Source organism: Pedobacter nyackensis (assembly GCF_900176505.1).
Classification (GTDB): Bacteria; Bacteroidota; Bacteroidia; order Sphingobacteriales; family Sphingobacteriaceae; genus Pedobacter; species Pedobacter nyackensis.
This window is the reverse complement of record NZ_FWYB01000002.1, coordinates 517,916-541,810: the sequence shown is the minus strand read 5'-3', so window position 1 is coordinate 541,810 and position 23,895 is coordinate 517,916. Positions and strand designations below refer to the sequence as shown.

The following is a 23,895-nucleotide window of genomic DNA, read 5'->3' as shown; positions in this document are numbered from 1 at the left end:
AACCTAAATGGTTACCTCTCCTTCAAAAACCTTTTGTGCGGGGCCGCATAAGAATACATGGGTAAATTGCTTGCCATCGTAATCGAACTCAATGCTTAAATCGCCACCTAATACTTTTACCGGGGTTTTTATGTGTCCGGTTTGGTTTTTATGTTGCGCCATGGATAGGGCTACAGCAGTAACCCCTGTACCGCATGCATAGGTTTCATCTTCAACGCCACGTTCAAAAGTGCGTACAAAGAGATGATCGCCTTTATCTTCTACAAAATTGACGTTAATGCCTTCTTTTTTATAAGTGTCGTTATTCCTGATGGTTTTTCCATGATGGAAAACATCATAATCCTCTAGTCCATTCATTTGAGCAACATAGTGTGGCGAACCTGTGTTCAATACAAAGGCCTCTCCGTCTTTGTTAATGGTATCTATGTCGATCATTTGTAGGTCTACCCAGTCCCCTTTTTCAGAAATTTTGGCATAATGTGGACCGTCAACGGCCAGAAAGTCAGTCTCTTGGTTGATAATGCCCAGGTGTTTGGCAAAGGCGACAATACATCTCCCCCCATTGCCACACATACTGCCCAGATTTCCATCAGCATTAAAATACAGCATTTCAAAATCATAATCAGGGTGATTTTGTAACAGCATCAATCCGTCGGCTCCAATTCCGAAACGCCTGTGGCACAGTTGAAAAACTGTGTTTTTGTCCGTATCTTTAAAAGAAAGATCGCGGTTGTCTATCAAGATAAAATCGTTTCCGGCGCCCTGGTATTTAGAGAAGTGAATTTTCATAGTTTTTTAATGAGCTTAGTCATTTAACATTTTTTAACAGTATTCGTGACTTACTACAGATGCAAATATCGTTGATATGGTATTAAATTTGAACATATCAGTGAAAGAAAATAGCAGGTAGCTAGATAAGTAAAATAAATTTAAACTAATATATAAATGAAAAGGATAGGATTAATAGCGTTGGCTGCATTTATAGGTGGTGCAGCTGCAATTGGTGGCTATAAATTGTTAGAGCCGAAAAATGACGGATTACTGTCATTTGCCGATCAGCAAAAGGTAATTTTTGCGAATAACCCAAAAATCTCTTCAGCGGGAGCTGTGGATTTCGTGGAAGCTGCTGCGGCAGTATCGCCAGCAGTAGTTCATATTAAAACATCATATACAGGTGGTGGGGAAAGCGCAACTAGAGGTCGTCAGTCATCTCCAATGGACATGTTTGAAGATTTTTTTGGTGGCGGTGGTCGCAGGATGCAACGTGCTCCAAGAGCAGCATCAGGTTCTGGCGTGATTTTAACCCCTGATGGTTATATCGTAACGAATAACCACGTTGTAGATAACGCAGATAAAATTGAAGTGATCTTATCTGACAGACGTAAAGTAAGTGCAAAAGTGATTGGTAAAGATCCGAATACGGATTTGGCTTTGATTAAAGTTGAAGCAACTGATTTGCCGGTGGTGAAAATGGGTAACTCTGATAATGTTCAGATTGGTGAGTGGGTATTGGCAGTAGGTTTCCCGCTTGATTTGCAGACTACCGTTACCGCGGGTATTGTGAGTGCAAAAGCACGTAATATAGGTATCCTGGCCAGAGATCAGCAACAGCCTTCGCAAGAAGACTTTGAAGAGTATCAAAGAACAGGAAAAATGCCTGCACGTGCAGCAAATACCAGTATTGAGTCTTATATACAGACAGATGCGGCGATAAATCCAGGTAACAGTGGTGGTGCATTGGTAAATGCTAATGGTGAGTTGATTGGTATCAACGCGGCGATTGCTTCTCAAACAGGTACTAACGTAGGTTATGGATTTGCTATTCCAGTTAACCTGGCTAAAAAAATATTGGATGATTTTAGAAAATTTGGAACGGTTAAACGTGGTTATATCGGTGTAACTTTCTCTGCACTTGATGCGGATGTTGCAGAAAAACTAAATATACAAGATAATTCAGGCTTGTATGTTAATGAAGTGCTTCCTGGTAGTGGTGCAGCAGCAGCAGGTATTCAGAAGGGTGATATCATTAAAAAAGTTGAAGGAAATATCATTTATGACTCTCCTGATTTGCAAGAGAAAATAGGCCGTTTAAGTCCTGGCGACAAAGTACAGCTTACTTATTTAAGAAATGGGCAGATGAAAGATGCGCAGGTGACTTTGAAAGGTGAGGGAGCTACAGTGCAGCCAAATGCAGTGGCAAAAGTAAACAAAGGTGCCAGTATAGAAAAGTTAGGCGCTTCGTTTGCTCCAGCTTCAGCAGAACTTAAAGGTAAGTATGGTGTAAGAAGTGGTGTGGTTGTAACGGGTGTTCAGCAAGGCAAGATCTTCGATTCTTTAGAAATTTCTAAAGGTTTATTGGTTACCGCTGTGAATGGCAGACCGGTAAACAGTGCCAAAGATGTTGAAGCTGCATTGCCACAGTCGAGAAACGGTATGACTACCATTTCAGGTATAAATGAGGAAGGTAAATTTACTTACTCGTTCTAAGCTTTAAATAAAATTTATAAAAAGGCCAGTGTCATCGTGACACTGGCCTTTTTTCATTTTTGCAACCCCCTTAGAGATTTATCATAATATTGTAATCTTAGAATGTTTCTAAATAGCTTATTTATGGATTGAATTAACCGATTAATTCTTTTATTAAATACTTTTGCACATAACAGAAATAAAAAAAAACAATCTAATGGCAAGTTTCGGAAACGCTTTTTCCTCATCAATAGGAAAAAAATTAATAATGGGCATTACGGGCCTGTTTCTCATTTCATTTCTCTTAGTGCACTGTTTTATCAATGCGTTGATATTTGTGAATGACGGCGGGTTAACTTTTAACATGGGTGCACATTTTATGGGTACTAACTGGTTAATCAGGGCTATGGAAATCGTTTTATTCGCAGGCTTACTTGCGCATATTATCCAGGGTTTCAGGTTGGTATTTCAAAACCAGGCAGCACGTCCGGTTAAATATGCGGTTACCAATGGGGCTGCAAATAGCAAGTGGTATTCCCGTTCAATGGGTTTATTGGGTACTTTGCTTTTGATCTTCTTAATCGTCCACATCAACAAGTTCTGGGTAATGTCTCGTTTTACAGGTATCCCTACAACAGATGCAAATGGTAATCACGACTTATTTGCAGTGATGGTTGAAACCTTTAAAGATCCATTGCTGGTTATACTTTACGTATTGGCGATGGTTTCATTGGCTTATCACTTATTGCATGGTTTCTCTTCAGCATTTCAAACTTTAGGCTGGAACCACAAGAAGTATACACCACTAATTAAATCTCTTGGCGTGTGGTATTCAATTATCATTTCTTTGCTGTTTGCTTCTATGCCAATTGCAATGTACCTGGGCCTTATTAAATAATTTTAGATCTTAAAGTTTAAACAACATGGCAGAAATAAATGCTCATATACCTGAAGGAGAGTTAACAGAGAAATGGACTAAATTACGTTCTTCTATGCCATTGGTTAATCCGGCCAATAAAAGAAGCATAGAAATCATCGTAGTCGGTTCTGGGCTGGCAGGTGCTTCGGCAGCAGCAACCCTTGCTGAAATGGGTTATAAGGTTAAATGTTTTTGTTTCCAGGATTCACCTAGAAGAGCGCACTCTATCGCGGCTCAGGGTGGTATCAATGCAGCAAAAAATTATCAGAATGATGGCGATAGTACTTATCGTTTATTTTATGATACCATAAAAGGTGGTGATTACCGCGCACGTGAAGCTAACGTACACCGTTTGGCTGAAGTAAGTGCAAACATTATAGATCAGTGTGTGGCACAAGGTGTGCCTTTGGCCAGAGAGTACGGAGGTTTGTTAGACAACCGTTCTTTTGGTGGTACACAAGTTCAACGTACATTCTACGCTGCGGGTCAAACCGGTCAGCAATTGCTTTTAGGCGCTTATAGCGCTTTGGAGCGTCAGGTAGGTATGGGTAAAGTTGAAATGTTCACCCGTCATGAAATGCTTGAGGTTGTAACAGTGGAAGGTAAAGCACGTGGTATCATTGCCCGTAACTTGCTTACCGGTGAATTGGAACGTCATTCAGGACATGCCGTATTGCTTTGCAGTGGGGGGTACGGAAACGTATTTTACCTTTCTACAAATGCAATGGGTAGTAACGTAACAGCAGCATGGAAAGCACATAAAAAAGGAGCTTTCTTTGGTAACCCTTGTTATACACAAATTCACCCTACTTGTATCCCGGTTTCCGGCGATCACCAATCTAAATTAACCCTGATGTCTGAGTCGTTACGTAACGACGGACGTATTTGGGTTCCTAAAAAGAAAGATGATACGCGTAAGGCTTCGGAGATCCCTGAGGATGAAAGAGATTATTATTTAGAGCGCAGGTATCCTGCTTTCGGTAACCTTGTACCTCGCGATGTGGCTTCTCGTGCCGCAAAAGAGCGTTGTGATGCAGGTTACGGAGTTGGTAACTCTAAATTAGCGGTTTATCTTGATTTTAAAGCCAATACTGAGCGTTACGGTCGTATTGAAGCCAATGTACAGAACATCCATAATCCTGATAAAGAAACCTGCATGCGTTTAGGCCGTGAGGTGATCAAGGAAAAATATGGTAACCTGTTTGATATGTACGCACAAATCACTGGAGAAGATCCTTATGAATTGCCAATGCGTATCTATCCTGCGGTTCACTATACCATGGGTGGTTTATGGGTAGATTATAACTTGATGACAACTGTACCGGGCTTATACGCTTTGGGAGAGGCTAACTTCTCTGACCATGGTGCTAACCGTTTAGGTGCTTCTGCATTGATGCAAGGTTTAGCTGATGGTTATTTTGTAATTCCTTACACTATTGGTGCTTACTTATCTAAAGAATTGTCTACAAAACCAATTCCTCAGGATCACCCTGCATTTGCAGAGGCTGAAGCTAGTGCCAGATCAATCATTGATAAGTTCTTCGCGATTAAAGGAACAAAATCAGTTGATCATTTCCATAAGAAATTAGGAAAGATCATGTGGGAGAAATGCGGAATGGCACGTAATGCTAAAGGCTTAACTGAGGCAATTGCTGAAATTCAGGAACTGCGAAGAGAGTTCTGGAGCGATGTTCGTGTACCAGGAGAAGCGAATGAGTTTAATCCTGAGCTGGAAAAAGCTGGTCGTGTGGCCGACTTTATAGAACTTGGCGAATTGATGTGTATGGATGCATTGAATAGAAATGAGTCTTGCGGTGGTCACTTCAGAGAGGAATACCAAACTGAGGAAGGTGAAGCAATGCGTGATGACGAAAACTATGCATACGTAGCAGCATGGGAATACAAAGAAGGTGTGAAATTTGAGCTGCATAAAGAAGAGCTGAAATTTGAAAACATTAAGGTCGCACAAAGAAGTTATAAATAATAGCTAAGTACTAAAATCTCAATATCATGAGTACAGGAAATATGAATTTAACGCTGAAAATCTGGCGTCAAAAAAATACCAAAGCCAAAGGTAATTTGGTTGATTATAAACTATCAGGGATCTCTCCTGATATGTCCTTCTTAGAAATGTTTGACGTATTGAACGAAGACTTAATTTCTAAGGGCGACGAGCCTGTTGTGTTCGATCACGACTGTAGGGAGGGTATCTGTGGTGCCTGCTCTATGTTTATCGATGGCAGACCTCACGGACCAAAAGACGGAATTACAACTTGCCAGTTGCACATGCGTTCATTTAAAGATGGTGATACCATCGTTGTTGAACCATGGAGAGCAAAGGCTTTTCCGGTAATTAAAGATTTAACTGTAGATAGATCTGCATTTGATAGAGTTATTGCTGCAGGAGGCTTTATTTCTGTAAATACAGGGAATGCACAGGACGCTAACAACCTTCCAATTCCAAAGGTACAGGCTGATTCAGCTTTCGAAGCTGCTGCTTGTATTGGATGTGGTGCTTGTGTGGCTACCTGTAAAAATGCTTCGGCCATGCTATTCGTGTCTGCAAAAATCTCTCAGTTGGCACAATTGCCTCAAGGACAGCCAGAACGTTACCGCAGGGTACAAAGTATGGTTGCTCAGATGGATGCTGAAGGATTTGGTAACTGTACCAATACCGGAGCTTGTGAAGCTGAATGCCCTAAAGGAATTTCTTTAGAGAATATTGCACGTATGAATAGAGATTTTTATTCTGCAAAATTTGTATCTGAGGAAGATATTTAATAGTTTTATAGCTCGAGACAAGGTATTACACGAAGAAACCCGGCCAAATAGGTCGGGTTTCTTTGCTTTTAGGATTTATGGTTATTGCTACTTTTTCTCTTTTGTCTCAGCAGCTTTTTCAGTTCCTTTTCCTGCCTTTGTTGTGATAATGATTACGCCATTGGCTCCTTTTGCACCGTATATCGCTGTAGCACCGGCATCTTTAAGTACAGTGATAGATTCAATGTCATTTGGTTTTATATCCGAGATACCCTGATTTTCCATTATTTTTCCGTCTATTACATAAAGTGGTTGATTTGCTGTGGTGCCGTCGGCAGTTTTTATTTTCCCATTTTCGTCCATAAAGCGGATACCTAAGTTTCCCTGACTAGGGCCTTGGGGTGTTCCGGGCTTGCTTAAGCTGAAGGTGATTGGGATATTGTATTTTACACGTACTGCTTTGCCATTCTGCATCCCCGGAACCCATTTTGGTGATTCAGCTAATACTCTTACGGCTTCTTCATCTGTGCCAGAACCTAAGCTTCTTTCAACTTTAATATTGCTTAGATCACCATCAACTTCAACAACAAAAGAAAGGAATACTTTGCCTTGAACATTATTCTTTTGCGCCTCAATAGGATATTTTACGCTTTTTTGCAAATAGGAATAAAAATTTTGCATCCCACCTTCAAAGCCAGGTTGTTTATCTATGGAAACAAAGTCATAGACTTTTGTTTCATCGTTTGTGCCGTTAGCTACTGTTGGATTTCCTCCATAACCCATTATGACAATGTTATTCAATGCTTTATAACCTTTTACTGTGGGAAAATTCTCGTTCCTTTTAGGCGTATCCGTTTCACTAAGTAAAAAAGTAACCATTAATGTATATTCGCCGTCTTTAATATCCTTATAGTTTTGATAGCTAACAATTACTCTCATTACCTCAGCATCACAACCGCCGCCTAATTTGGTGACAATCGCTGTGTTATCTACCAAACCATCAATCACTTTAAACTTAATTATGGTATTTCCTTGTAGCTTGGCGTCGTGGGCTGCTGCAGGATATCTAATGGATTTTTTTGCATATCTGTAAAAGTCTTCCCAACCAGCTTCAACTATGCCTGTTGTTTGCGCCGTAACGCTGGCCTTTTTTAAAGCTTGCTTTGTAACTGGTGTGTTCATTGACTCCTGCACTACTTCCTTAACCACTTCCAAAGGATTGTTTAAAGGGATTTCATCAGCGATTTCCTTGATATTTTTATTGTTTCTGATGGTGGCTGACGACATCGTTAATGCGATGGCAAATAGCGGAACAAACAGGCCATACTTCAAGATGGCTGCTTTTCTTGATCTTGGTTTGTGCAACATAAAAATTCTTTTTTTGATGAGTGATTTATTGAAAAAACTGTTTGTTAAAGTATTTGCAGGCACACCAAAAGTTGTGCTGAGGAGCAATAAGGCATATTGTTCTTTGTCGCCCTGAATCTTCGCTGCTGCTTCATCTGCCAGATATTCGTGGATGTATTTTATCGAGTTTTTATAGCCATAAATGATGGGATTGAACCAGGTAAATATGGCCAGTACTTCAAATAGGAGTATATCCAAGGTATGAAATTGTTGTATGTGGACCTCTTCGTGTTTATGAATGGTTGGCTGCTGAGGCAAATTGCTGTCCACCCTTTTTTGTCTAAAAAAGGAGAATGCAGCGCCTTTGTGGGTTCTTTCTAATCGTCGGACAACCGAAAATAGCTGCCAGATGAACTTTCCGAGGAAGAATAATACACCCAGGAGGTAAATGAATACAACGACATTGCCTGCACTAAATCTGTCGGTAGGGGCGTCGCCTATCATAACCTGGGTCATCAGGTCGTTTAACTGTTCGGCACCTGCATATAAAGGCTGCGTGGCTTCTTGTTCGGTAAACCATTCGAACCGTAAAAAGGGAATGGCCAGTGAGCAAAGACCGGCTAAGAGCAGATAGATGCGATTCAGGGTGAAATAAGTTTCATTGTCTAACAATAACTTATAGAAGCCATAAAATACCAGGAGGTAAATGTTGACTTGCAGGATGTAATGTGCCCAACTCATCTTGGTCTGTTTTTAATTTTGTTAATCATCTTAAGGATTTCATCCACATCACTCAGGTCTAACTTCTCTTCTTTAACAAAGAAGGAGAACATGCTCTCTACTGAGTTCTCGAAGTAGCCATCTAATAGCTTTTCTGTAGCATGTCGCTTGTAATCATCTTTACTGATGAGGGGAAAGTATTGATGTGATTTGCCAAAAGCTTCGTGGCCTACGAAACCTTTGGTCTCGAGAATACGGATGATGGTCGAAACCGTATTATAAGCTGGTTTTGGCTCTGGTAAAAAGTCCATCACTTCTTTCACAAACCCCTTTTCTATTTGCCAGATGATTTGCATGATTTGTTCTTCAGCCTTGGTTAGATCTTTTAGTTCCATATTAAATTTCGATCAGACGTTGATAATGATTTGTTATTCCGTTTCGTGCGCACTTGGCAGTATAACTAAAATCTTAGTATGAAGTTATAACTAATATTTTAGTTTTCAAAATATTTAGCACTTTTTTATTGAGAAGCTTTTTGGGAGGATATTAAAAACAGGGTGGATGTGGGTATTAACAACAAAAATGGCGGTATCCACCGCCATTTTTGTATTATTAACTAAACTGAAATTTATATGCTGATTACCACTGGCCGGAAGCCAGGAGTAAGGAACAGCCATTTGCTGAGGTAAATGTTACCTGGAAAATGAATTTACTACTTTGGTAAAAGTATTCTTCATCGCTGGAGCTTTTGAAGCCATATTGTCATTTTGCTGATCAGAGCCAGCTGTAACAAATGTCAATAGTATAACGATGAATACCGGAACCAGCAGTAGTAAAAATGGCGATGTATTTGCTAACCTTTTCATAAGTTGGTGAATTGTTTCTTTTTGATGAAACAAATAGAACAAATAAAAACAGGCTGCTAAAATGTTTTAGACCAAGGGGATATTATCCTAGATAAACGGTTAATTCAGGTAGTCTTACCCTAAACCAAGCTAATTCGGGATTTCGTAGAAGAAAAATGCCAGTTTGTCGAAAGTCTGCCTGCTAAAATAATTAGATTTGTGTAATTTGATGGATGACATTTTAGTTTATATTGATGAAAAACAAAGGCCCTTTAGCTGTACACCTCTTTTTTTGGCTGCTTATATTAATCGTATTGCTTTGGGATACATTTAGTGCAGGACAAAAGCCTTCCACATACGAAGTGATGGTAAAGTTTGGTTATTTCGCCATTATCAACCTTTCCATTTTTTACATCAACTATTTCCTGTTGATTCCAATACTGGTGAAGCAAAAAAAGCGATACGGGCTTTACATGGCTTCTATTTTTATGCTCATCGCTATTATGGTGGTCATAAAAACGATAGTAGCCAGCTTAAACAGAGATTTCTTCTTAACTTATTTTAGCGAAGAGACCGGAAAGATCGCATATGTGGAGCTGACCAAGTATGTCGTTTTTGCTATTTTCGTTTCGGGCTTTTTTATAGTGGTAAGTGCGCTTTTAAAGTTTGCTATAGACTGGTCGGGCAGTGAAAGGATACAGCGCGACCTGGTGAGCGAGAAAAGGGATATGGAGTTGCAGTTTTTAAAATCGCAGTTAAATCCTCATTTTCTGTTCAATTCTTTAAACAATATTTACTCACTAGCCTATCAAAAATCGGATAAAACACCTGATGCCATTTTGAAACTCTCGGAGATTATGCGTTATATGATCTATGAAAGCAATGATAGCTGGGTATCATTGCGCAAAGAGATCACTTATGTACAAAGCTATATTGAGCTGCAGAAGCTAAGGTTTAAGGATGGGGCTGCTGTTGAGTTTACCTTGCATGGCGAGATAGACGACCAGCAGGTGGTGCCCTTGATTCTGATCTCTTTTGTTGAAAATGCATTTAAGCACGGGGTGGCCAATGATCCGAAAGATCCCATCAGGATCAATATCATTGCCAACCAGAAAATAATAAACTTTAGTGTAACCAATAAAAAGAGTAAATATAATAAAGATGCAATGGGTGGCGTAGGGCTTAATAATGTGGAGCGTCGCTTGCAATTGCTTTATCCCGACCGGTATAAATTAAATATCGTAAATTCGGCAACTCATTATACTACTGAACTAATGCTAGACCTATGATAAAGTTAAAATGTATAGCTGTTGATGATGAACCTCTCGCACTCGATATCATAGAGGATTACGTCTCCAAAGTGCCATTCCTTGAACTCGTTAAGCGTACCGAAAATGCCATCGAAGCATTGCAAATGGTGCAGGCGGGTGGGATTGATCTGGTGTTTCTGGACATTCAGATGCCGGAACTTACAGGAATACAGTTCTTAAAGATTGCCAACGGAAAAGCCAGCTATATATTAACCACTGCCTATTCTCAGTATGCATTGGAAAGTTACGATCTGAATGTTTCCGATTATTTACTAAAGCCCATTGCATTCGACCGCTTTTATAAGGCTGTAGAAAAGGTGCATAACCAATTGAAAGGTGGCAGTTCAGGGGCGTCCACTATACAGCCTTTAATGGCCGCTGCACCCGCTCCGCAACCGGTTAACCCTATACAAGACTTCATTTTTGTAAAAACAGAGCATAAAATTCAAAGGATAGAACTGGATGATATCCTTTACATTGAAGGACTTAAAGACTATATATCCATCTTTACTAAAACAGAGCGGGTAATTACTTTGCAGAATATGAAAAAGATGGAAGAAACCTTACCTAAGGGGCAGTTCATCAGAGTTCATAAGTCGTACATCATTGCGCTAGATAAAATTGAAAGCATCGAACGTAGCAGGATATCTATATGCGGTAAAATTATCCCGATAGGAGATACCTATAGGGATGAATTTTTTAGACATATTGACAATAAGAATATTTGATTAAGCCGGTTTAACCTGGTTTAACTTTACTCTTATTGCATTTTCGACTTCAAGTACAATCTCTTCCGGGTTTTTATTTGCCGGGTCGATTGGCGACAAAACCGTCCACTTTAACTTCTCGCCGAAGCTTAAAGGGTAAGCGCCGTACTGTACAAGTTTCCATGAGTTTTCAATAGCTACAGGCACAATCAATGCATTGGGAATGATTTTTAACATGGTTGCGATACCGCCCACCTGGAAGGGCTTTATTTGGCCGTCTTTAGCACGTGTGCCTTCAGCAAATATCATGGCCGACCAGTTATGCTCTTTCATTCTGCGTCCAAGCTTTATCAGCTCAGAAACGGCCTGTTTGCTGTCTTTACGGTTTATATTTGCGCCACCTCCGTATTTCAAATTAAAGGAAATAGAGGGAATACCTTTGGTCAACTCAATTTTGGAAATGAACTTTACGTGATATTTTCTAAGGAACCAGATCAAACCCGGAATATCATACATACTCTGGTGATTGGCTACAAAGATGATGGGTTGGTCGGATGGCAGATTCTGATCATTTACAAAAGTAATAGAACTGCCCAGCAACAAATCAGAATAGGTTAAGAAGAAATTAAGCGCATCTACGGATGCCTTATGTGCCTTGTATCCGAAAAACTTGTAACAGATCCATTGTATAGGATGGAAGATAACGAGAGATAACCCAAAGGAGATGTAAAATAATGGACTGAATATATATCCAAAGAACTTGTTCATAGTTTACTGTGCGTGGATGAAAAATTATAAATGACCTTCCAGGATTAATATTTTGGTTTTTAAAATGGCGGCAACGCTCATGCTGTCGGTAATTTCTCCATTGACTACCATCTGATAGGCTTCATCAAAAGGGAGTTTACGTACCACCAACTCTTCTGTTTCTTCAGGCGAGGATTCCCCATGGGTTAATGCTCTTGCCATGTAAATGATGCCAAGCTCATTACTTACAGAGTTAGACAGATGCATGCGCTGTATTTCTATCCATTCAATTGCAGTAAGCCCGGTTTCTTCCAGCAGTTCACGCTGTGCACTCTCCAAAGGATCTGATTCAAGTGGACCTCCGCCTTCTGGAATTTCCCAGCTGTATGCTTTTAAAGGAAAGCGATACTGACCAACGAGCCAGGTGTTGTGGTTTTCATCCAGTACCATGATGCCAATGGCATAGTTTTTAAAATGGACCTCACCATATATGCCTTTGCCGCCTGAAGGGTTGATCACATTGTGTTCAGTTAACCCAATCCAGTTGTTTTCGTAGATTTTATGGCTTTCGATCGTTATCCAGGGATTATGCTCTTCCATGCCCGCAATATACGAATTTCTGATTTCAGCAGAGCTAATTGGCTTTAGGCGGTGTTGGAACTTTTTTAATTTTCGTAAAGCGGTAATTCAAACTCATGGTAACATTACTGGTATTACTGGTCGAGTAGCTTTGCAGACGGAAGTTAATTCCTTCACTAAACAGGGTGTTATTGCGACTGCCAAAAGGATCGGAAATGGTTATCCTGGCGCTCAGCCTGTTTTTTAGGAAAGCCTTTCTCGCGGCCATACTACTCGTTATAGATCCTTTGGTGCGGCCCTGCGCATTCGCATTATTCGCGTAGTTTATATTGGTTTCGAAAGCGGTTCTAAGCGGCAATTGCATGGATAGGCCTAGTGCACTACGTATGCTCAACCCATCTCTGTTTAGTGCACTGTTTAATGAGGAGGTATATTTGCTCTGTGTGAGCGTAAAATTGACGTTGGCCGACAGCTTTTTGCTTGGTCGGTAGTTTCCAATCAATACTATTCCGAAAATATCATTCGAGCCAACATTGAAATAGGTGGTCTCGGAAGTCGCAACTCCGTTTACAACATTTACTGAACGATAACGTTCAATCACGCCGCTACTGGTAGAGTAAGATAAACGAGGGGTGAAAGACCATTTTTCGCCGAATGCACCAAAGCTGATGTCCATCTGATGGGTATAGGCAGGAACAAGCCCTGGATTACCAAATGAGACATTTAGCGTGTCGTTGTTATTGATCTGCGGATTTAAAGCATTTTCTCTTGGTCTGTTTACGCGGACACTGTAGGTGGCGCCGATATTGTATCTTTTCTTAAAAAAATGATTGATCGAAATATTGGGGAATAAGCTTAGGTAAGGCTTGATGTTGTAGCTGTCGCCGGTCGACAAGTCGAAATCTACATCTGTTAACTCTGCCCTGATGCCTGCTTTAACGCCAATGCTTTTCCCTTTGTAGTTGTATGAGGTGTATCCGGCAATGATCCGCTCATTGTAGAGGAATCGGTTACTTAGCTTCTCCGCAATTACATATTCTTGTGTGGCGAAATTAAAATCCCTAACCAGCATGTCGTTGTCGTTCTTGCGCTGATTGTATAAGATGCCTGCCTCAAACTGATCTCGTTTATTAAAAACGGGCCTGTCGTAATCCAGGTTAAAGTTAAGGCCATTGTTGCCTACAGCATCGGTATTTTCACGTAGCGACGGCTTAAGCGTAGTTGGTAAAGTGTAATGCTGATCCAGTAACCTTAAATTATCATTGGCGCTATTGTTATAAGTCAACCCAATAGTTAGCTTGTCACCGCTTTCTTTTCCCTTCAGACTATAATCAGCATTAAACACTACATTATGACTGCTTCCGTTGCTCGTACTCAGTTGGTTACGTACCCGTTTTAAGGCAAGTTCTTCACTTAAGAAATTAAAATCAGTACCGGCGTTATTATGACTGTTGTTGGTGTTGAAATTGGTGCTTACGCGAAGGTTCTGCTGGGGGGTAATGTCCCAATCCAGGCCTCCTCTAAAATTCCCTCCATTACTATTGCTTCTGTTGCGGCCGTAATTGTCGTAGTAAAAGGTGGTGTCTTTAACCAGGTCGAAGTTTTCCCTATAGGAGTGAGACGTGCTTCTGCCAATATTAGTTCTGTAAGCTGCACTACCGGTTAGCGAGTAGTTTTTGCTACGGTAGGAAGCGTTGGTGTTTGTATTGGTGTTACCTTGTAAACCAGCCGTGATACCTGCATTACCATTAAAGCCAATTGCAAAACCTTTTTTCATGACAATGTTGATGATTCCTTCGCCATCGCCGGAATATTTGGCCGGCGGATTGGTCATGACTTCAATCTTCTCAATCGCATCGGATGGCAGAACATTCAAAAGGTCGGAGATATTGGAAGTCATATAATCTGATGGTTTACCATCAATAAATATCCTGGTCGACCGCTTCCCTGCGATAGTAGCTTTACCATCAATATCCACCTGTACCATGGGTACATTTTTTAGAATGTCTGTTGCAGTGCTTCCTTCGGCCAGAATAGATTTATCTACGTTATAGGTGATCTTATCGGCAGCAAACTCTATCACAGGTTTTTCGGCTGTAATGGTCACTTCACTCAGGTTGTTCTGTTCGCTGCTCAGTTTCAGTGTGCCCAGGTCACGTTCAAAGTCCTTTTGCGTAAGGATAACCTCCTTAACGGTGAGACTGGTAAAACCGACATAGCTTATTTTTACCTTATACGTGGTCAGCTTTAGGGCATTAAATTTGAAAAAGCCATTCTCATCTGTCGACGTGGTAAGGAAAGGGCGTTCAGAATCGGCCTCGTAAACAGCTACAACAGCAGAGGGGATAGGTAATGCCCCTACTTCTTCAATTACTTTACCTGTGATGATACCTTTTTCGGCAGCCGCATATAAATCAGTGGTACTGATGAGTAGGAGCAGACTAAAAATGAGTGTTAATTGTTTTTTCAATGCCTGGTTATGTTGGTGATGGTGTGTTTAAAATGATTCTTCGTCAGAACGCATTTCCTGATCGGATTTTTTACTTTTTTTCTGGAAGGTTGTTTTTCCGAAACGATAAGAGAAGGTAAGGTTTCCTACAGGACCGTATCTTCTTCTTTGAAATTCTGTTTTGGTATTATCATCATCAAACTCCATACTCCATTTACGGGTATTGAAGACGTCTCTTACATTAAAACTAAGGGATGCTTTTTTACCAGGGAAGTCATATTTTGCACCTGCATCTGCAGACCAGTTGGCATTTCTCTTTCCCTGAGCCATTACCTCATCAGATTCGTATTCACCCTTAACCTGTAGTGTAATGCTGTATGGTAGGACAAAGTTGTTCGTTACATTGGCATTCCAGCTAAAGCCTGAGTTGCCCCTGATATTGTAAGCTGGGACAGCAGCGATATCACTATGGTATACATTCACATTTGTGGTGAAGTTCCAGGCTTTCAGGACATCCACTTTACTTATAAATTCAAATCCACTCGATAGCTCTCTTGTTAAATTCTGAGGCGTGGTGATAATAACTCCTTCATCATTCGCGCTTGATCTTACCCTTTGAATCAGGTCATTTGTACGACGCATATATGCTGTAGAAATTAAGGTTACTTTAGGCCAGAACTTGCTATAGCTCAATTCAAAGGAATGTACGTCTTCTGGAAGCAGGTTCGGATTACCACGGCGCCAGTTAAATCGGTTGGAATAGTCTGTAAATGGATTGGTATCCCAAGCTCGGGGTCTGTTCACTCGTCTGGAGTAACTTCCCTGTAACTGCTGTTCTCCTTTAAATTTCTGAGTCAGGTAAATGCTAGGATATAAACGTTGGTAAGAGATTTTTCCAGGTGTATAGCTGATATTCCCGTCGTTGTCGTATCCACCAGAGTTGGTGTTCAATAATGCATCTTCTCCTCTGAATCCGATCTGGTAGCCAAAGTTTTTATACTGGTTCTGATAGTTTAAGTATAAGGCATGAACCTGATCTTTGCTATCGAACAAATTAGACAGGGCATAATTTGCGTCATACATGCCTGTGCTGCTGTTAAACTCAGTAGCTTGCGAATTATTATCTGAATAGCGTATCTGACTGCGGTAGCCGGCCTCCATTTTTCCTAACTTACCCAGTGGCAATGTATAGTCGGTTTGGATATTGTAGTTGCTATTGTTACCATTATTAATATTTCTCAGCAATTCAGTCTCTTCAGAAACGGGTATTCCTCCACGATCATAAACAGATGTGCTGTAATCCTGAAATCTATCATTATTACCAGTAGAATAACCGAAGTTGAAGGTTAATTCTTCCCCTTGCGTTTTAAATTTATGGCTGTAATCGAAGTTCAGGTCGTAGCTATTTCCGGAACCAGAGTTACTGGTGTTTCTGGTGCTGAATTCAAGCGGGTTTCTTTGCGGTCCATATTCGTAAATCATGGCCAGGTCACTTTCTGTCTGATTTCTGCTGTTGAAACCTCCTGATAAGCTTAAAATGTCTTTTGCGGTAAGGTAATAATCAATACCTGCTTTAGCATTGTGACTTTTGTCTAATCCTGCAGACTCCATTGTCTGATCGGCGAAGGTCAGATTCGTTATCGAATTAGGCTTTTTATAAGTAATGTTGTTAAATCCACCTCCTGGTCGGTTACCATAGCGGTAGCCATAATTTCCATAGAGATTAACTTTGTTATTCTGGAAGCTTATGCTGGCGTTGCCATTGTAATTGTCCCTATTGCCCGCTGTTAAGCCTACATTGCCATTTAAACCAAGTTTCTTATTTCTTTTTAACACGATGTTGATGATACCCGATTGCCCTTCAGCATCATATTTTGCTGAGGGGTTAGTGATAACTTCCACAGATTCAATAGAACTTGCCGGTATAGATTGGAGGATCTGCGCAATGTCGCCACCCGCAATTAATGAGGGTTTACCGTCTATCAGAACTTTCACCCCGGTAGATCCTCTTAAACTTACATTCCCGTCTACATCGGTCTGTATGGAGGGCACATTCTGTAAAAGATCTGATGCTGAGCCTCCTTCAGATACCAGACTCTGATCTACCGAGAATACTTTTTTATCTATACCCAGCTGCATCGTACTTTTTTGCGCGGTAATGGCTACTTCCTTTAATGCGGTTCCCTTAGCTGGTTTCATTTTAACAGTACCCAGGTTGATGGCGTTTTGCGCAGCGGAGATAGAAACGGAATCTCTAACCATGGTTTGGTAGCCCACATAACTCACTTTAAAGGTAAACACGCCATTTGGCAAGCCTGTTATGGCTAAATTTCCATTTACATCAGCTTGTATACCTTTTACAACAGCTTTGGTCTTACGGTCTATGACAATGGCAGAAGCAAAGGGAATGGTTTCATTATTTTGAGCATCTGTAACCTTTGCGGTTATCTTTCCATCGTTAGTGGTTTGTGCATTGATTTTTACAGTCGTAATACAAATAATAAGGGTTAAAAGCAGTACTTTGTAGTAGAAATTAGTCATTAAGGAATTCTTTTGTGTGTGGTTTGTTTTAGTTTGGACAAATAAACGACTAGGAAGTTTAAAAAACGTGGCGTAACTATTTTATTACAGGGAATATGGTCAATTATAACAATATTTTTAATACCGAAGGATTGAGCTATTCAGCTTATAGAAACTTAATAGATGAGCTTTTGGCAGCAGGTAAAACTACTGGGGTAGATCATTCTGATGCGATGTTACATTATACCAAGATGAACGTGCAGAGAATGAGTCGGCTAGATAAAACGGTTCATCTTCGTAAAGAGGTGTTATGTGCTTTAGATGCCGTACGTGATAGTTACCGTTTGCTGGTAATTTCTGAGGGATGGTGTGGTGATGCTGCGCAGATTGTGCCTGTATTTGATAAGGTTGCAAGAGCCTTCCCCACTAAGCTTGAATTGAAATTTGTGCTGCGGGACACCAATCTTCCTCTAATTGATCGGCATCTTACTAACGGAGGTCGAGCAATCCCGGTATTATTGGTGTTGGATAGTAATGGAGATGTTATCGCTAAATGGGGACCAAGGCCGCAATTGTTACAAGAGCTATTGGCAGAATGGAAAAGTGCAGAAAGTGATCCGATGGCACTTGCAGAAAAACTTCACGGATGGTATGCTAAAGATAAAACCCTAACCACACAGCAGGAACTTGCTGTATTGTTCGGCAATGGGAAAATAAAATAGGAAATTTTAAAAGGGTTATTCTACAGAAACGGTTAACCCCTCCTGTTTTAAAATCTTGCGATACACTTCCATTTCAGTAAAAGAGCCCTCAAGTACTGCACATTTTCCTTTATTGTGCACTTCCCATGCAATTTTCTCGGCCTGACTTTCGGAATAATCCAGGTATTTCATCATGCAATGAATTACATGATCAAAAGTGTTCACATCATCGTTCCAAAGTATTAAACGATGAACAGTTTTTAATGAAGTAAGTATTTCTTCTAGTGTAAATGTTTCCTCTTTTGTTTCTGTGGACATCCCGCAAATTTAAGCTAATTTCAAAATAATGTTGTAGTTAAAGTTATTTTTGCTTAAAATTATTCATAAAGCCAAGTATTATGCAGCGTTCAAAGATTGCCGGAATAGGTTATTACGTTCCCAAAAATGTTTATACCAATACTGATTTGTCGCGTTTCATGGAAACTAGCGATGAATGGATACAGGAACGCACCGGAATTAAGGAGCGTCGGTTTGCTGATCGTTTGGGTGAAACCACGACGACCATGGGAATCGAAGCTGCAAAAATTGCTATCGAACGGGCAGGCATTACAGCTCAGGATGTTGATTTTATCATTTTTGCCACGCTAAGTCCGGATTATTATTTCCCAGGATGTGGCGTATTACTTCAACGCGAGATGAAGATGAAAGAAATAGGTGCATTGGACATTCGTAACCAGTGTTCGGGATTTGTATACGCTTTATCTGTTGCCGATCAGTTTATCAAAACCGGTATGTATAAAAATATATTGGTTGTTGGGAGCGAGAAGCATTCCTTTGCTATGGATTTTGAAACGCGTAGCCGCAATGTTTCTGTGATTTTTGGAGATGGTGCTGGTGCTGTGGTACTACAGCCAACGCAAAAAGAAGGACAAGGTATTCTGAGTACGCATTTGCATAGCGATGGAGCAGATGCAGAATTACTGGCTATGTTTTACCCGGGTTCAAATGCTAATAAATGGTTAAAAGATAAGCCCGGTTATCCGGATCAGGAGCTTGGCGGGTTATTCATGACTGCAGAGCAACTGGAAGGTGGTGCTGCATTGCCTTATATGGATGGACCAGCAGTATTTAAAAAGGCTGTAGTGAAGTTTCCTGAAGTGATCAATGAAGCTTTAAAGGCGAACAATTTAACTGCTGCCGATATTGATCTCTTAGTGCCACATCAGGCCAATTTGCGGATTAGTCAGTACGTACAACAATTGCTTGGACTGCCTGATGAGAAGGTGTTCAACAATATTCAGAAATACGGTAATACTACTGCTGCTTCGGTACCTATAGCACTTTGCGAAGCCTGGGAATCGGGCAAAGTAAAAGAAGGCGACCTGGTTTGCCTGGCCGCCTTTGGTTCTGGTTTTACCTGGGCTAGTGCCTTAATCAGGTGGTAAATATTAACTTCCTTTAGCTGATCGCGTCATTTGCTCAAAAGCATCCCACATCTCATTAGGTATGGCTTCGAGGCCATTAAACTGACCTGCACCCTGTAGCCATTCACCGCCATCAATGGTGATGACCTCGCCATTGATGTAGCCTGAAAAATCGCTGACCAGGAAGGCGGCTAAATTTGCCAGTTCCTGATGCTCGCCAACACGTTTTAGAGGTACACGGTTTTTAAAATCGAACTTTTCAGCCAGATCGCCCGGTAATAATCGTTCCCATGCTCCTTTAGTAGGGAATGGTCCAGGTGCAACAGCATTAGTACGGATCCCATACTTGCCCCATTCAACCGCTAAAGAACGGGTCATGGCCAATACACCTCCCTTCGCACATGCCGATGGCACTACATAGGCCGATCCGGTAAAGGCGTAAGTGGTTACTATATTTAAAATGCTTGCCGCTTGTTTTTCTTTTATCCAATGCTTGCCAAAAGCCAGTGTACAATTCACAGAACCTTTCAATACAATGTCGATAATGCTGGAAAAGGCATTGGCCGATAAGCGTTCGGTAGGTGAAATGAAATTGCCGGCTGCATTGTTCAATAGGCTGTCGACTTTACCAAAAGCTTTTATACTTTCTGCAAGCACATGTTCTACCTGTTCGTACTCCCTTACATCACAAGCTACGGCAAGTACTTTACCTCCGGTTGCCTGCTCCATTTCCAATGCTGTTTTTTGCAGCACATCAAGTTTTCGGCTGGTAATAACCAGGTTGGCACCTAATTGAAGGAAATAAGTGCCCATTGCTTTTCCAAGCCCTGTACCGCCACCGGTAATTACAATGGTTTTACCTTTTAAGGCGTCGTCTCTTAACATCGGTTGATTAAACATGGCTTATTTCTTTTGCAGGTTATCAATAATTGTCTTTAATATATTCCTGGTTGCAGGTGCCCACCATTGTTTTAGCATAACCGCCAGGGCTTCGCTTTGATCGGCGCTGGTGCTCGCAATCAGATCTTTTCGGATACTTAATTTGCTTTGTTCCCAGGTATTGCGTTCCATAGCCATGTACTTTCTAATTTTGCGCTCTGCTGCGGTAAGGATGCTTGCCGGATTTACCAGCTCGTCTACCAGACCTACCTGTAGTGCTTCGTCCGGGCTAAAAAGTTTTCCTTCTAACAAGCTGCGGGTAGCAGCAGCCTGGCCAATCCAAAAGGCATATAGGTTGAAGATGCTGTTGGGCACAATGATACCTACAGGCACTTCATTTAAACCAATGATATATTTGCCTTCAGCCATTACGCGGTAGTCGCAGGCCAAAGCAATTACGCAGCCCCCGGCAGGACTATGCCCGTTTATTGCCGCTACCAAAGGTTTTCTAAAAGAGGTAATATTGGCTACGAAATTTAAAAACAGGTGCCAAAAGGATTCTGCTTCGGCTTCATTGTAATTGTAGAGTTCTATAAGGTCTAATCCGGCCGAAAAGAAAGGTTCTTTTCCTGTAATGATCACTCCCGCGATGTTTGGGTCGGAAGCTATGTTGTTCAGCATATCATTCAGCTCAGTGATCATCTCCCTGTTCAGGGCATTAGATTTACCTCTGTCTAAGGTAATCAGGCTTAAGTTGTCTTTTATGGTAACTTTTATAGTATTCATTAGTCGATGTTTATTTTACTTCATAAGTGTATACGGCTCTTGCAAGGTGGCCCATTACGTCAATACCTTCCACAACCACCCTGTAGGTTCCTGCTTCATCAGTATTGAAAAAGCTGAATGCGGCCTTGCCTTCAGTGTTGGTAACGATGTTTGGCTGCCAGTATACGGTGCTGCGCAGATCAGGTTGGGTACCAGGGCTTGTAGCGTCGTATTTTGGAGAATAGAATTCGCGGATGAGGTTGTAGCCTTTAGGATTATAGGTGATGATACCAGGTACAAAACGGGATCCTGAAGCACCGTTCCCTGTTTTGGTGGTGATCACTAATACGCCACCGCCGCCTTGTGAGCCATAGATTGCCGTATTTCCAATAGATTTTAAAACCTCAATACTTTGCACATCAGTAGGCATGATATTATCCAGGAAGTCGGGTTCCACGCGCATCCCATCTAATATGATCTGCATGGGCTGCTTTCCGCCGAGAGACATGCTTCTCATCAGGTAGGCTGTCCCATTTTCTATCATTAAGCCCGCTATCCTGCCTTGTAAACATTGGGAAAGGGTAACGCAGTTTTCCAACATCTCTGCAGTTACCACAAAGTCGGCCCTACCAGAGCCATTTAAGTTTGCCGAATTCGGTACAGCGTCCCTTTTTTTTACAATATTTACCTCATTCAGAATGATACTGCGCTCCAGCAAGCCGCGTTTGGTTAGTTCATCAAAATAATTATTACTGCTTTTTAAATATCCCGATAAGGCTTCATTAACGTTTATTTCTATATCGCCGGTGTTTTTGTTTTTTGTTACAATCTGCCCGGGTACAGCATCCAGTTTAATCTCTACATTTTTTTTGTTTTTAGCGGTTCTCCCTTGTACCAGAAACTTAGTGCTGTCGGTAAAGATCAGGTTATCGAAATTAAAACGTCCCTGAGCATCAGTTAAAGTATCGATAGCAAAAAAGCCACCCGAAGAAGAAAATAAGGATACTTTACTGTTTGGAAGTGGTTTGCCCCCATAACTGGTTAGGGTACCGCTGATAGCCAGAGATTTTTCTGCTTTAAATGGAGCGGCCGGCATTGAATTGTTGATGACATTTTTCCATGAAAATCTGCGCCATCCCTGAGTTAACAAGAGCTCGTCCAGATCTTGAGCTGTTTGCGCGTCATTTTTAAGAAAATAATGGTTGGGTTGCTCTACGTATCCGGCAAGGTCGGACTTAAGTAACATGGTGCTAAGAATGTTGGTTTCATTTTCAGGATCCGGTTTTACCACTGCTGTATTGGTAACGGCAACAGAAAAGCTGCCCCGGGAAACTTTATTGTTAAACTGGCTATTTAGGTTGATATCCACCTTTCCTCTTTTTGCATAGCTTGGCTGTAAGTTTTCTATGGTCGTTTTAATGCGGTCTTCTATATTGTTCACAAATGCCAGTCTTTCACAAACCGGTACATTGGCGCCATTAAATAAGGTAAATTGTATGATGCCGGAAGGCAATTCTTTTTTAGGAATGGAGGCGGTAATGATTTGTTTTTGTGACGCTGGCTTGGTTACAAAATATACGGTTCCACTATGTTGTGCCACTAGTTTCAATTCCGTAGGGCCTGTTAAATCAGGACTCATCATTATTTTAAGACTAACCTTTTCAGGGTCTTTGTTGTTTACCGATAAAATATAACCACTCAGCTGCGTTTTGGGTAAGTTGAAAGTTTGTGTTGAGCCATCTTTAAACTGAACTTTTGCTACATAGGTTTTGCCCGGTTGCGGATTGATGATAAATGTTCCCATACCCAGATGTCTGCTTTCAAACCGGTTTACTTCTGTACCGTCGCTATCTGCGATTGTTCCCGTTACGTCTACACCAAGGCCTGCGGCATTTACAGCTTTTATGGCAACCTTATTAGGTAGCGACTCAATGAGGTTACCTCCCTCAGGGAAAAATTGTACATCAATATTGTTCGATGCAGCTGTGATAGGAATGCTTTTTACGATTTTTTCTTTGTTGTTCAACGTAATTGTCGCAATGATTTTTCCTGATTTGTAGAGGGCAGGCTGGGGATTGGAAAAGTTGATGCTCACTTCGCCATTGGCATTGGTGGTTGCTTTGCCTTTGTCTATGTTTTTGGCGTTCATCTGAACTTCATAACTTACCTCACAATTGGGGTATGGCTGATTGTTTTTGTCAGTGAATTTAATTTGAGCACTTACACGATCAACAGTTTTTTCTTTACTATAATTATAAGTGGTCGCAGCAAAAACTTTATTGGCCCATGAGTTCCCTATTTTGATGGTTTTATCGAAGAAGTATTCCGGGCCTGCATTCCGCATCAATTGGGTGTAAGCGCGTATGCGGTAATTTCCTTCGGTTAAGGTATCAGGTAGTTTGAAATCTCCCCAGGTTATTCCCCCGCTCATGGGTAATTTTAAATGAGTTTTTACTGCATCTTTTTCATTAATCAGGTCAACATATAGTACTTTACTAATATCAGTTGGCTCATTGGTTTGCGTGTTGATGATATAGCCTTTAAACCAGACATCGTCGCCAATAGCATAGTAAGGCTTGTCGAGATGCAGGTGTACCTTTTCCTGAGGATGGTTTTTGTTATATTCCTGTAAGCGGTTGATTAAAATGGTAAAAGGATCGTCGGCTAATTTATTGATGAATGAAAAGCAGATGCAAAGCATCAATAAGGCAGGAACGATAAGTTTAATTTTCATAGTGTGAGCATAAATAACAAAGC

Annotated in this window: 20 protein-coding genes; 8 read left to right on the top strand and 12 right to left on the bottom strand. The window is 41.0% G+C overall.

The window, feature by feature from the left end:
• Positions 1 to 3 precede the first annotated feature (3 nt).
• Positions 4 to 789, bottom strand: coding sequence for a diaminopimelate epimerase (gene dapF, locus B9A18_RS06510; RefSeq protein WP_084288365.1), 786 nt, complete (start codon positions 787 to 789; stop codon positions 4 to 6).
• A 156-nt stretch (positions 790 to 945) separates the two neighbouring features.
• Between dapF and B9A18_RS06505 the strand changes: the two genes are divergently transcribed.
• From B9A18_RS06505 to B9A18_RS06490, 4 genes are all read left to right on the top strand, one after another.
• A complete protein-coding gene (locus B9A18_RS06505) occupies positions 946 to 2,487 on the top strand; it encodes a trypsin-like peptidase domain-containing protein (RefSeq protein ID WP_084288364.1) in 1,542 nt (513 codons plus the stop codon).
• A gap of 196 nt (positions 2,488 to 2,683) precedes the next feature.
• The gene (locus B9A18_RS06500; RefSeq protein ID WP_084288362.1) at positions 2,684 to 3,364 is read left to right on the top strand and encodes a succinate dehydrogenase cytochrome b subunit; all 681 of its coding nucleotides are present in this window, start codon (positions 2,684 to 2,686) and stop codon (positions 3,362 to 3,364) included.
• A gap of 25 nt (positions 3,365 to 3,389) precedes the next feature.
• Positions 3,390 to 5,369, top strand: a complete 1,980-nt coding sequence (locus B9A18_RS06495; RefSeq protein WP_084288360.1) for a fumarate reductase/succinate dehydrogenase flavoprotein subunit — start codon at positions 3,390 to 3,392, stop codon at positions 5,367 to 5,369.
• Positions 5,370 to 5,395: 26 nt separating this feature from the next.
• Positions 5,396 to 6,166 (top strand): succinate dehydrogenase/fumarate reductase iron-sulfur subunit, encoded by a 771-nt coding sequence (locus B9A18_RS06490; RefSeq protein WP_084288358.1) that lies wholly within the window; start codon positions 5,396 to 5,398, stop codon positions 6,164 to 6,166.
• Between the two features lie 87 nt (positions 6,167 to 6,253).
• Here the strand turns inward: B9A18_RS06490 and B9A18_RS06485 are convergent, their stop codons facing one another.
• The 3 genes from B9A18_RS06485 to B9A18_RS25145 form a co-directional block, all read right to left on the bottom strand.
• Positions 6,254 to 8,233, bottom strand: coding sequence for a TonB family protein (locus tag B9A18_RS06485; RefSeq protein WP_084288357.1), 1,980 nt, complete (start codon positions 8,231 to 8,233; stop codon positions 6,254 to 6,256).
• Positions 8,230 to 8,607 (bottom strand): BlaI/MecI/CopY family transcriptional regulator, encoded by a 378-nt coding sequence (locus tag B9A18_RS06480; RefSeq protein WP_084288355.1) that lies wholly within the window; start codon positions 8,605 to 8,607, stop codon positions 8,230 to 8,232. The genes B9A18_RS06485 and B9A18_RS06480 overlap by 4 nt, the downstream gene beginning before the upstream one ends.
• 297 nt (positions 8,608 to 8,904) lie before the next feature.
• Positions 8,905 to 9,078, bottom strand: coding sequence for a hypothetical protein (locus B9A18_RS25145; protein WP_159452615.1), 174 nt, complete (start codon positions 9,076 to 9,078; stop codon positions 8,905 to 8,907).
• Between the two features lie 233 nt (positions 9,079 to 9,311).
• On the opposite strand from B9A18_RS25145, the gene B9A18_RS06475 reads away from it, so the two are divergent.
• A complete protein-coding gene (locus tag B9A18_RS06475; protein WP_084288353.1) occupies positions 9,312 to 10,346 on the top strand; it encodes a sensor histidine kinase in 1,035 nt (344 codons plus the stop codon).
• On the top strand, positions 10,343 to 11,095 hold the full coding sequence (locus B9A18_RS06470) for a LytR/AlgR family response regulator transcription factor (protein ID WP_084288351.1): 753 nt from the start codon (positions 10,343 to 10,345) through the stop codon (positions 11,093 to 11,095). The genes B9A18_RS06475 and B9A18_RS06470 overlap by 4 nt, the downstream gene beginning before the upstream one ends.
• On the opposite strand, the gene B9A18_RS06465 is transcribed toward B9A18_RS06470, so the two are convergent.
• Genes B9A18_RS06465 through B9A18_RS06450 form a run of 4 tightly spaced genes read right to left on the bottom strand, consistent with a single transcriptional unit; the run spans position 11,096 to position 17,390 of the window.
• Positions 11,096 to 11,842 carry a lysophospholipid acyltransferase family protein gene (locus B9A18_RS06465; RefSeq protein WP_084288349.1) on the bottom strand — a complete coding sequence of 249 codons (747 nt, stop codon included), beginning with the start codon at positions 11,840 to 11,842 and terminating at the stop codon, positions 11,096 to 11,098.
• Positions 11,843 to 11,866: 24 nt separating this feature from the next.
• On the bottom strand, positions 11,867 to 12,421 hold the full coding sequence (locus tag B9A18_RS06460) for an NUDIX domain-containing protein (RefSeq protein ID WP_084288347.1): 555 nt from the start codon (positions 12,419 to 12,421) through the stop codon (positions 11,867 to 11,869).
• 34 nt (positions 12,422 to 12,455) lie between these two features.
• Positions 12,456 to 14,870: a TonB-dependent receptor gene (locus B9A18_RS06455; protein ID WP_084288345.1), complete on the bottom strand. Its 2,415-nt coding sequence runs from the start codon at positions 14,868 to 14,870 to the stop codon at positions 12,456 to 12,458.
• A gap of 27 nt (positions 14,871 to 14,897) precedes the next feature.
• The gene (locus B9A18_RS06450; protein WP_084288343.1) at positions 14,898 to 17,390 is read right to left on the bottom strand and encodes a TonB-dependent receptor; all 2,493 of its coding nucleotides are present in this window, start codon (positions 17,388 to 17,390) and stop codon (positions 14,898 to 14,900) included.
• A 95-nt stretch (positions 17,391 to 17,485) separates the two neighbouring features.
• Here B9A18_RS06450 and B9A18_RS06445 point away from each other — a divergent pair, with 95 nt between their 5' ends.
• Complete coding sequence (locus tag B9A18_RS06445; protein ID WP_084288341.1) at positions 17,486 to 18,091, top strand: thioredoxin family protein; 606 nt, start codon at positions 17,486 to 17,488, stop codon at positions 18,089 to 18,091.
• Positions 18,092 to 18,106: 15 nt separating this feature from the next.
• Here the strand turns inward: B9A18_RS06445 and B9A18_RS06440 are convergent, their stop codons facing one another.
• A complete protein-coding gene (locus B9A18_RS06440; RefSeq protein ID WP_084288339.1) occupies positions 18,107 to 18,388 on the bottom strand; it encodes an ATP-dependent Clp protease adaptor ClpS in 282 nt (93 codons plus the stop codon).
• An 80-nt stretch (positions 18,389 to 18,468) separates the two neighbouring features.
• Between B9A18_RS06440 and B9A18_RS06435 the strand changes: the two genes are divergently transcribed.
• A complete protein-coding gene (locus B9A18_RS06435; RefSeq protein ID WP_084288338.1) occupies positions 18,469 to 19,515 on the top strand; it encodes a 3-oxoacyl-ACP synthase III family protein in 1,047 nt (348 codons plus the stop codon).
• A 3-nt stretch (positions 19,516 to 19,518) separates the two neighbouring features.
• On the opposite strand, the gene B9A18_RS06430 is transcribed toward B9A18_RS06435, so the two are convergent.
• The 3 genes from B9A18_RS06430 to B9A18_RS06420 are packed head-to-tail and all read right to left on the bottom strand — an operon-like array spanning position 19,519 to position 23,872.
• Entirely contained in the window at positions 19,519 to 20,394 is an 876-nt protein-coding gene (locus B9A18_RS06430) for an SDR family oxidoreductase (RefSeq protein ID WP_084288336.1), read from the bottom strand.
• A 3-nt stretch (positions 20,395 to 20,397) separates the two neighbouring features.
• Entirely contained in the window at positions 20,398 to 21,159 is a 762-nt protein-coding gene (locus tag B9A18_RS06425; RefSeq protein ID WP_084288334.1) for an enoyl-CoA hydratase/isomerase family protein, read from the bottom strand.
• Positions 21,160 to 21,169: 10 nt separating this feature from the next.
• Entirely contained in the window at positions 21,170 to 23,872 is a 2,703-nt protein-coding gene (locus B9A18_RS06420; protein WP_084288332.1) for a carboxypeptidase-like regulatory domain-containing protein, read from the bottom strand.
• Positions 23,873 to 23,895 lie beyond the last annotated feature (23 nt).

Excerpts from the sequence above, each read along its gene's own strand:
- B9A18_RS06495 (WP_084288360.1), top strand. The coding sequence starts at position 3,390 with ATGGCAGAAATAAATGCTCATATACCTGAAGGAGAGTTAACAGAGAAA.
- B9A18_RS06420 (WP_084288332.1), bottom strand. The coding sequence starts at position 23,872 with ATGAAAATTAAACTTATCGTTCCTGCCTTATTGATGCTTTGCATCTGC.
- B9A18_RS06460 (WP_084288347.1), bottom strand. The coding sequence starts at position 12,421 with ATGGAAGAGCATAATCCCTGGATAACGATCGAAAGCCATAAAATCTAC.
- B9A18_RS06485 (WP_084288357.1), bottom strand. The coding sequence starts at position 8,233 with ATGAGTTGGGCACATTACATCCTGCAAGTCAACATTTACCTCCTGGTA.
- B9A18_RS06430 (WP_084288336.1), bottom strand. The coding sequence starts at position 20,394 with ATGTTTAATCAACCGATGTTAAGAGACGACGCCTTAAAAGGTAAAACC.
- B9A18_RS06445 (WP_084288341.1), top strand. The coding sequence starts at position 17,486 with ATGGTCAATTATAACAATATTTTTAATACCGAAGGATTGAGCTATTCA.
- B9A18_RS06470 (WP_084288351.1), top strand. The coding sequence starts at position 10,343 with ATGATAAAGTTAAAATGTATAGCTGTTGATGATGAACCTCTCGCACTC.
- B9A18_RS06425 (WP_084288334.1), bottom strand. The coding sequence starts at position 21,159 with ATGAATACTATAAAAGTTACCATAAAAGACAACTTAAGCCTGATTACC.
- B9A18_RS06465 (WP_084288349.1), bottom strand. The coding sequence starts at position 11,842 with ATGAACAAGTTCTTTGGATATATATTCAGTCCATTATTTTACATCTCC.
- B9A18_RS06450 (WP_084288343.1), bottom strand. The coding sequence starts at position 17,390 with ATGACTAATTTCTACTACAAAGTACTGCTTTTAACCCTTATTATTTGT.
- B9A18_RS06480 (WP_084288355.1), bottom strand. The coding sequence starts at position 8,607 with ATGGAACTAAAAGATCTAACCAAGGCTGAAGAACAAATCATGCAAATC.
- B9A18_RS06500 (WP_084288362.1), top strand. The coding sequence starts at position 2,684 with ATGGCAAGTTTCGGAAACGCTTTTTCCTCATCAATAGGAAAAAAATTA.
- B9A18_RS06475 (WP_084288353.1), top strand. The coding sequence starts at position 9,312 with ATGAAAAACAAAGGCCCTTTAGCTGTACACCTCTTTTTTTGGCTGCTT.
- B9A18_RS25145 (WP_159452615.1), bottom strand. The coding sequence starts at position 9,078 with ATGAAAAGGTTAGCAAATACATCGCCATTTTTACTACTGCTGGTTCCG.
- B9A18_RS06490 (WP_084288358.1), top strand. The coding sequence starts at position 5,396 with ATGAGTACAGGAAATATGAATTTAACGCTGAAAATCTGGCGTCAAAAA.
- B9A18_RS06440 (WP_084288339.1), bottom strand. The coding sequence starts at position 18,388 with ATGTCCACAGAAACAAAAGAGGAAACATTTACACTAGAAGAAATACTT.
- dapF (WP_084288365.1), bottom strand. The coding sequence starts at position 789 with ATGAAAATTCACTTCTCTAAATACCAGGGCGCCGGAAACGATTTTATC.
- B9A18_RS06435 (WP_084288338.1), top strand. The coding sequence starts at position 18,469 with ATGCAGCGTTCAAAGATTGCCGGAATAGGTTATTACGTTCCCAAAAAT.
- B9A18_RS06505 (WP_084288364.1), top strand. The coding sequence starts at position 946 with ATGAAAAGGATAGGATTAATAGCGTTGGCTGCATTTATAGGTGGTGCA.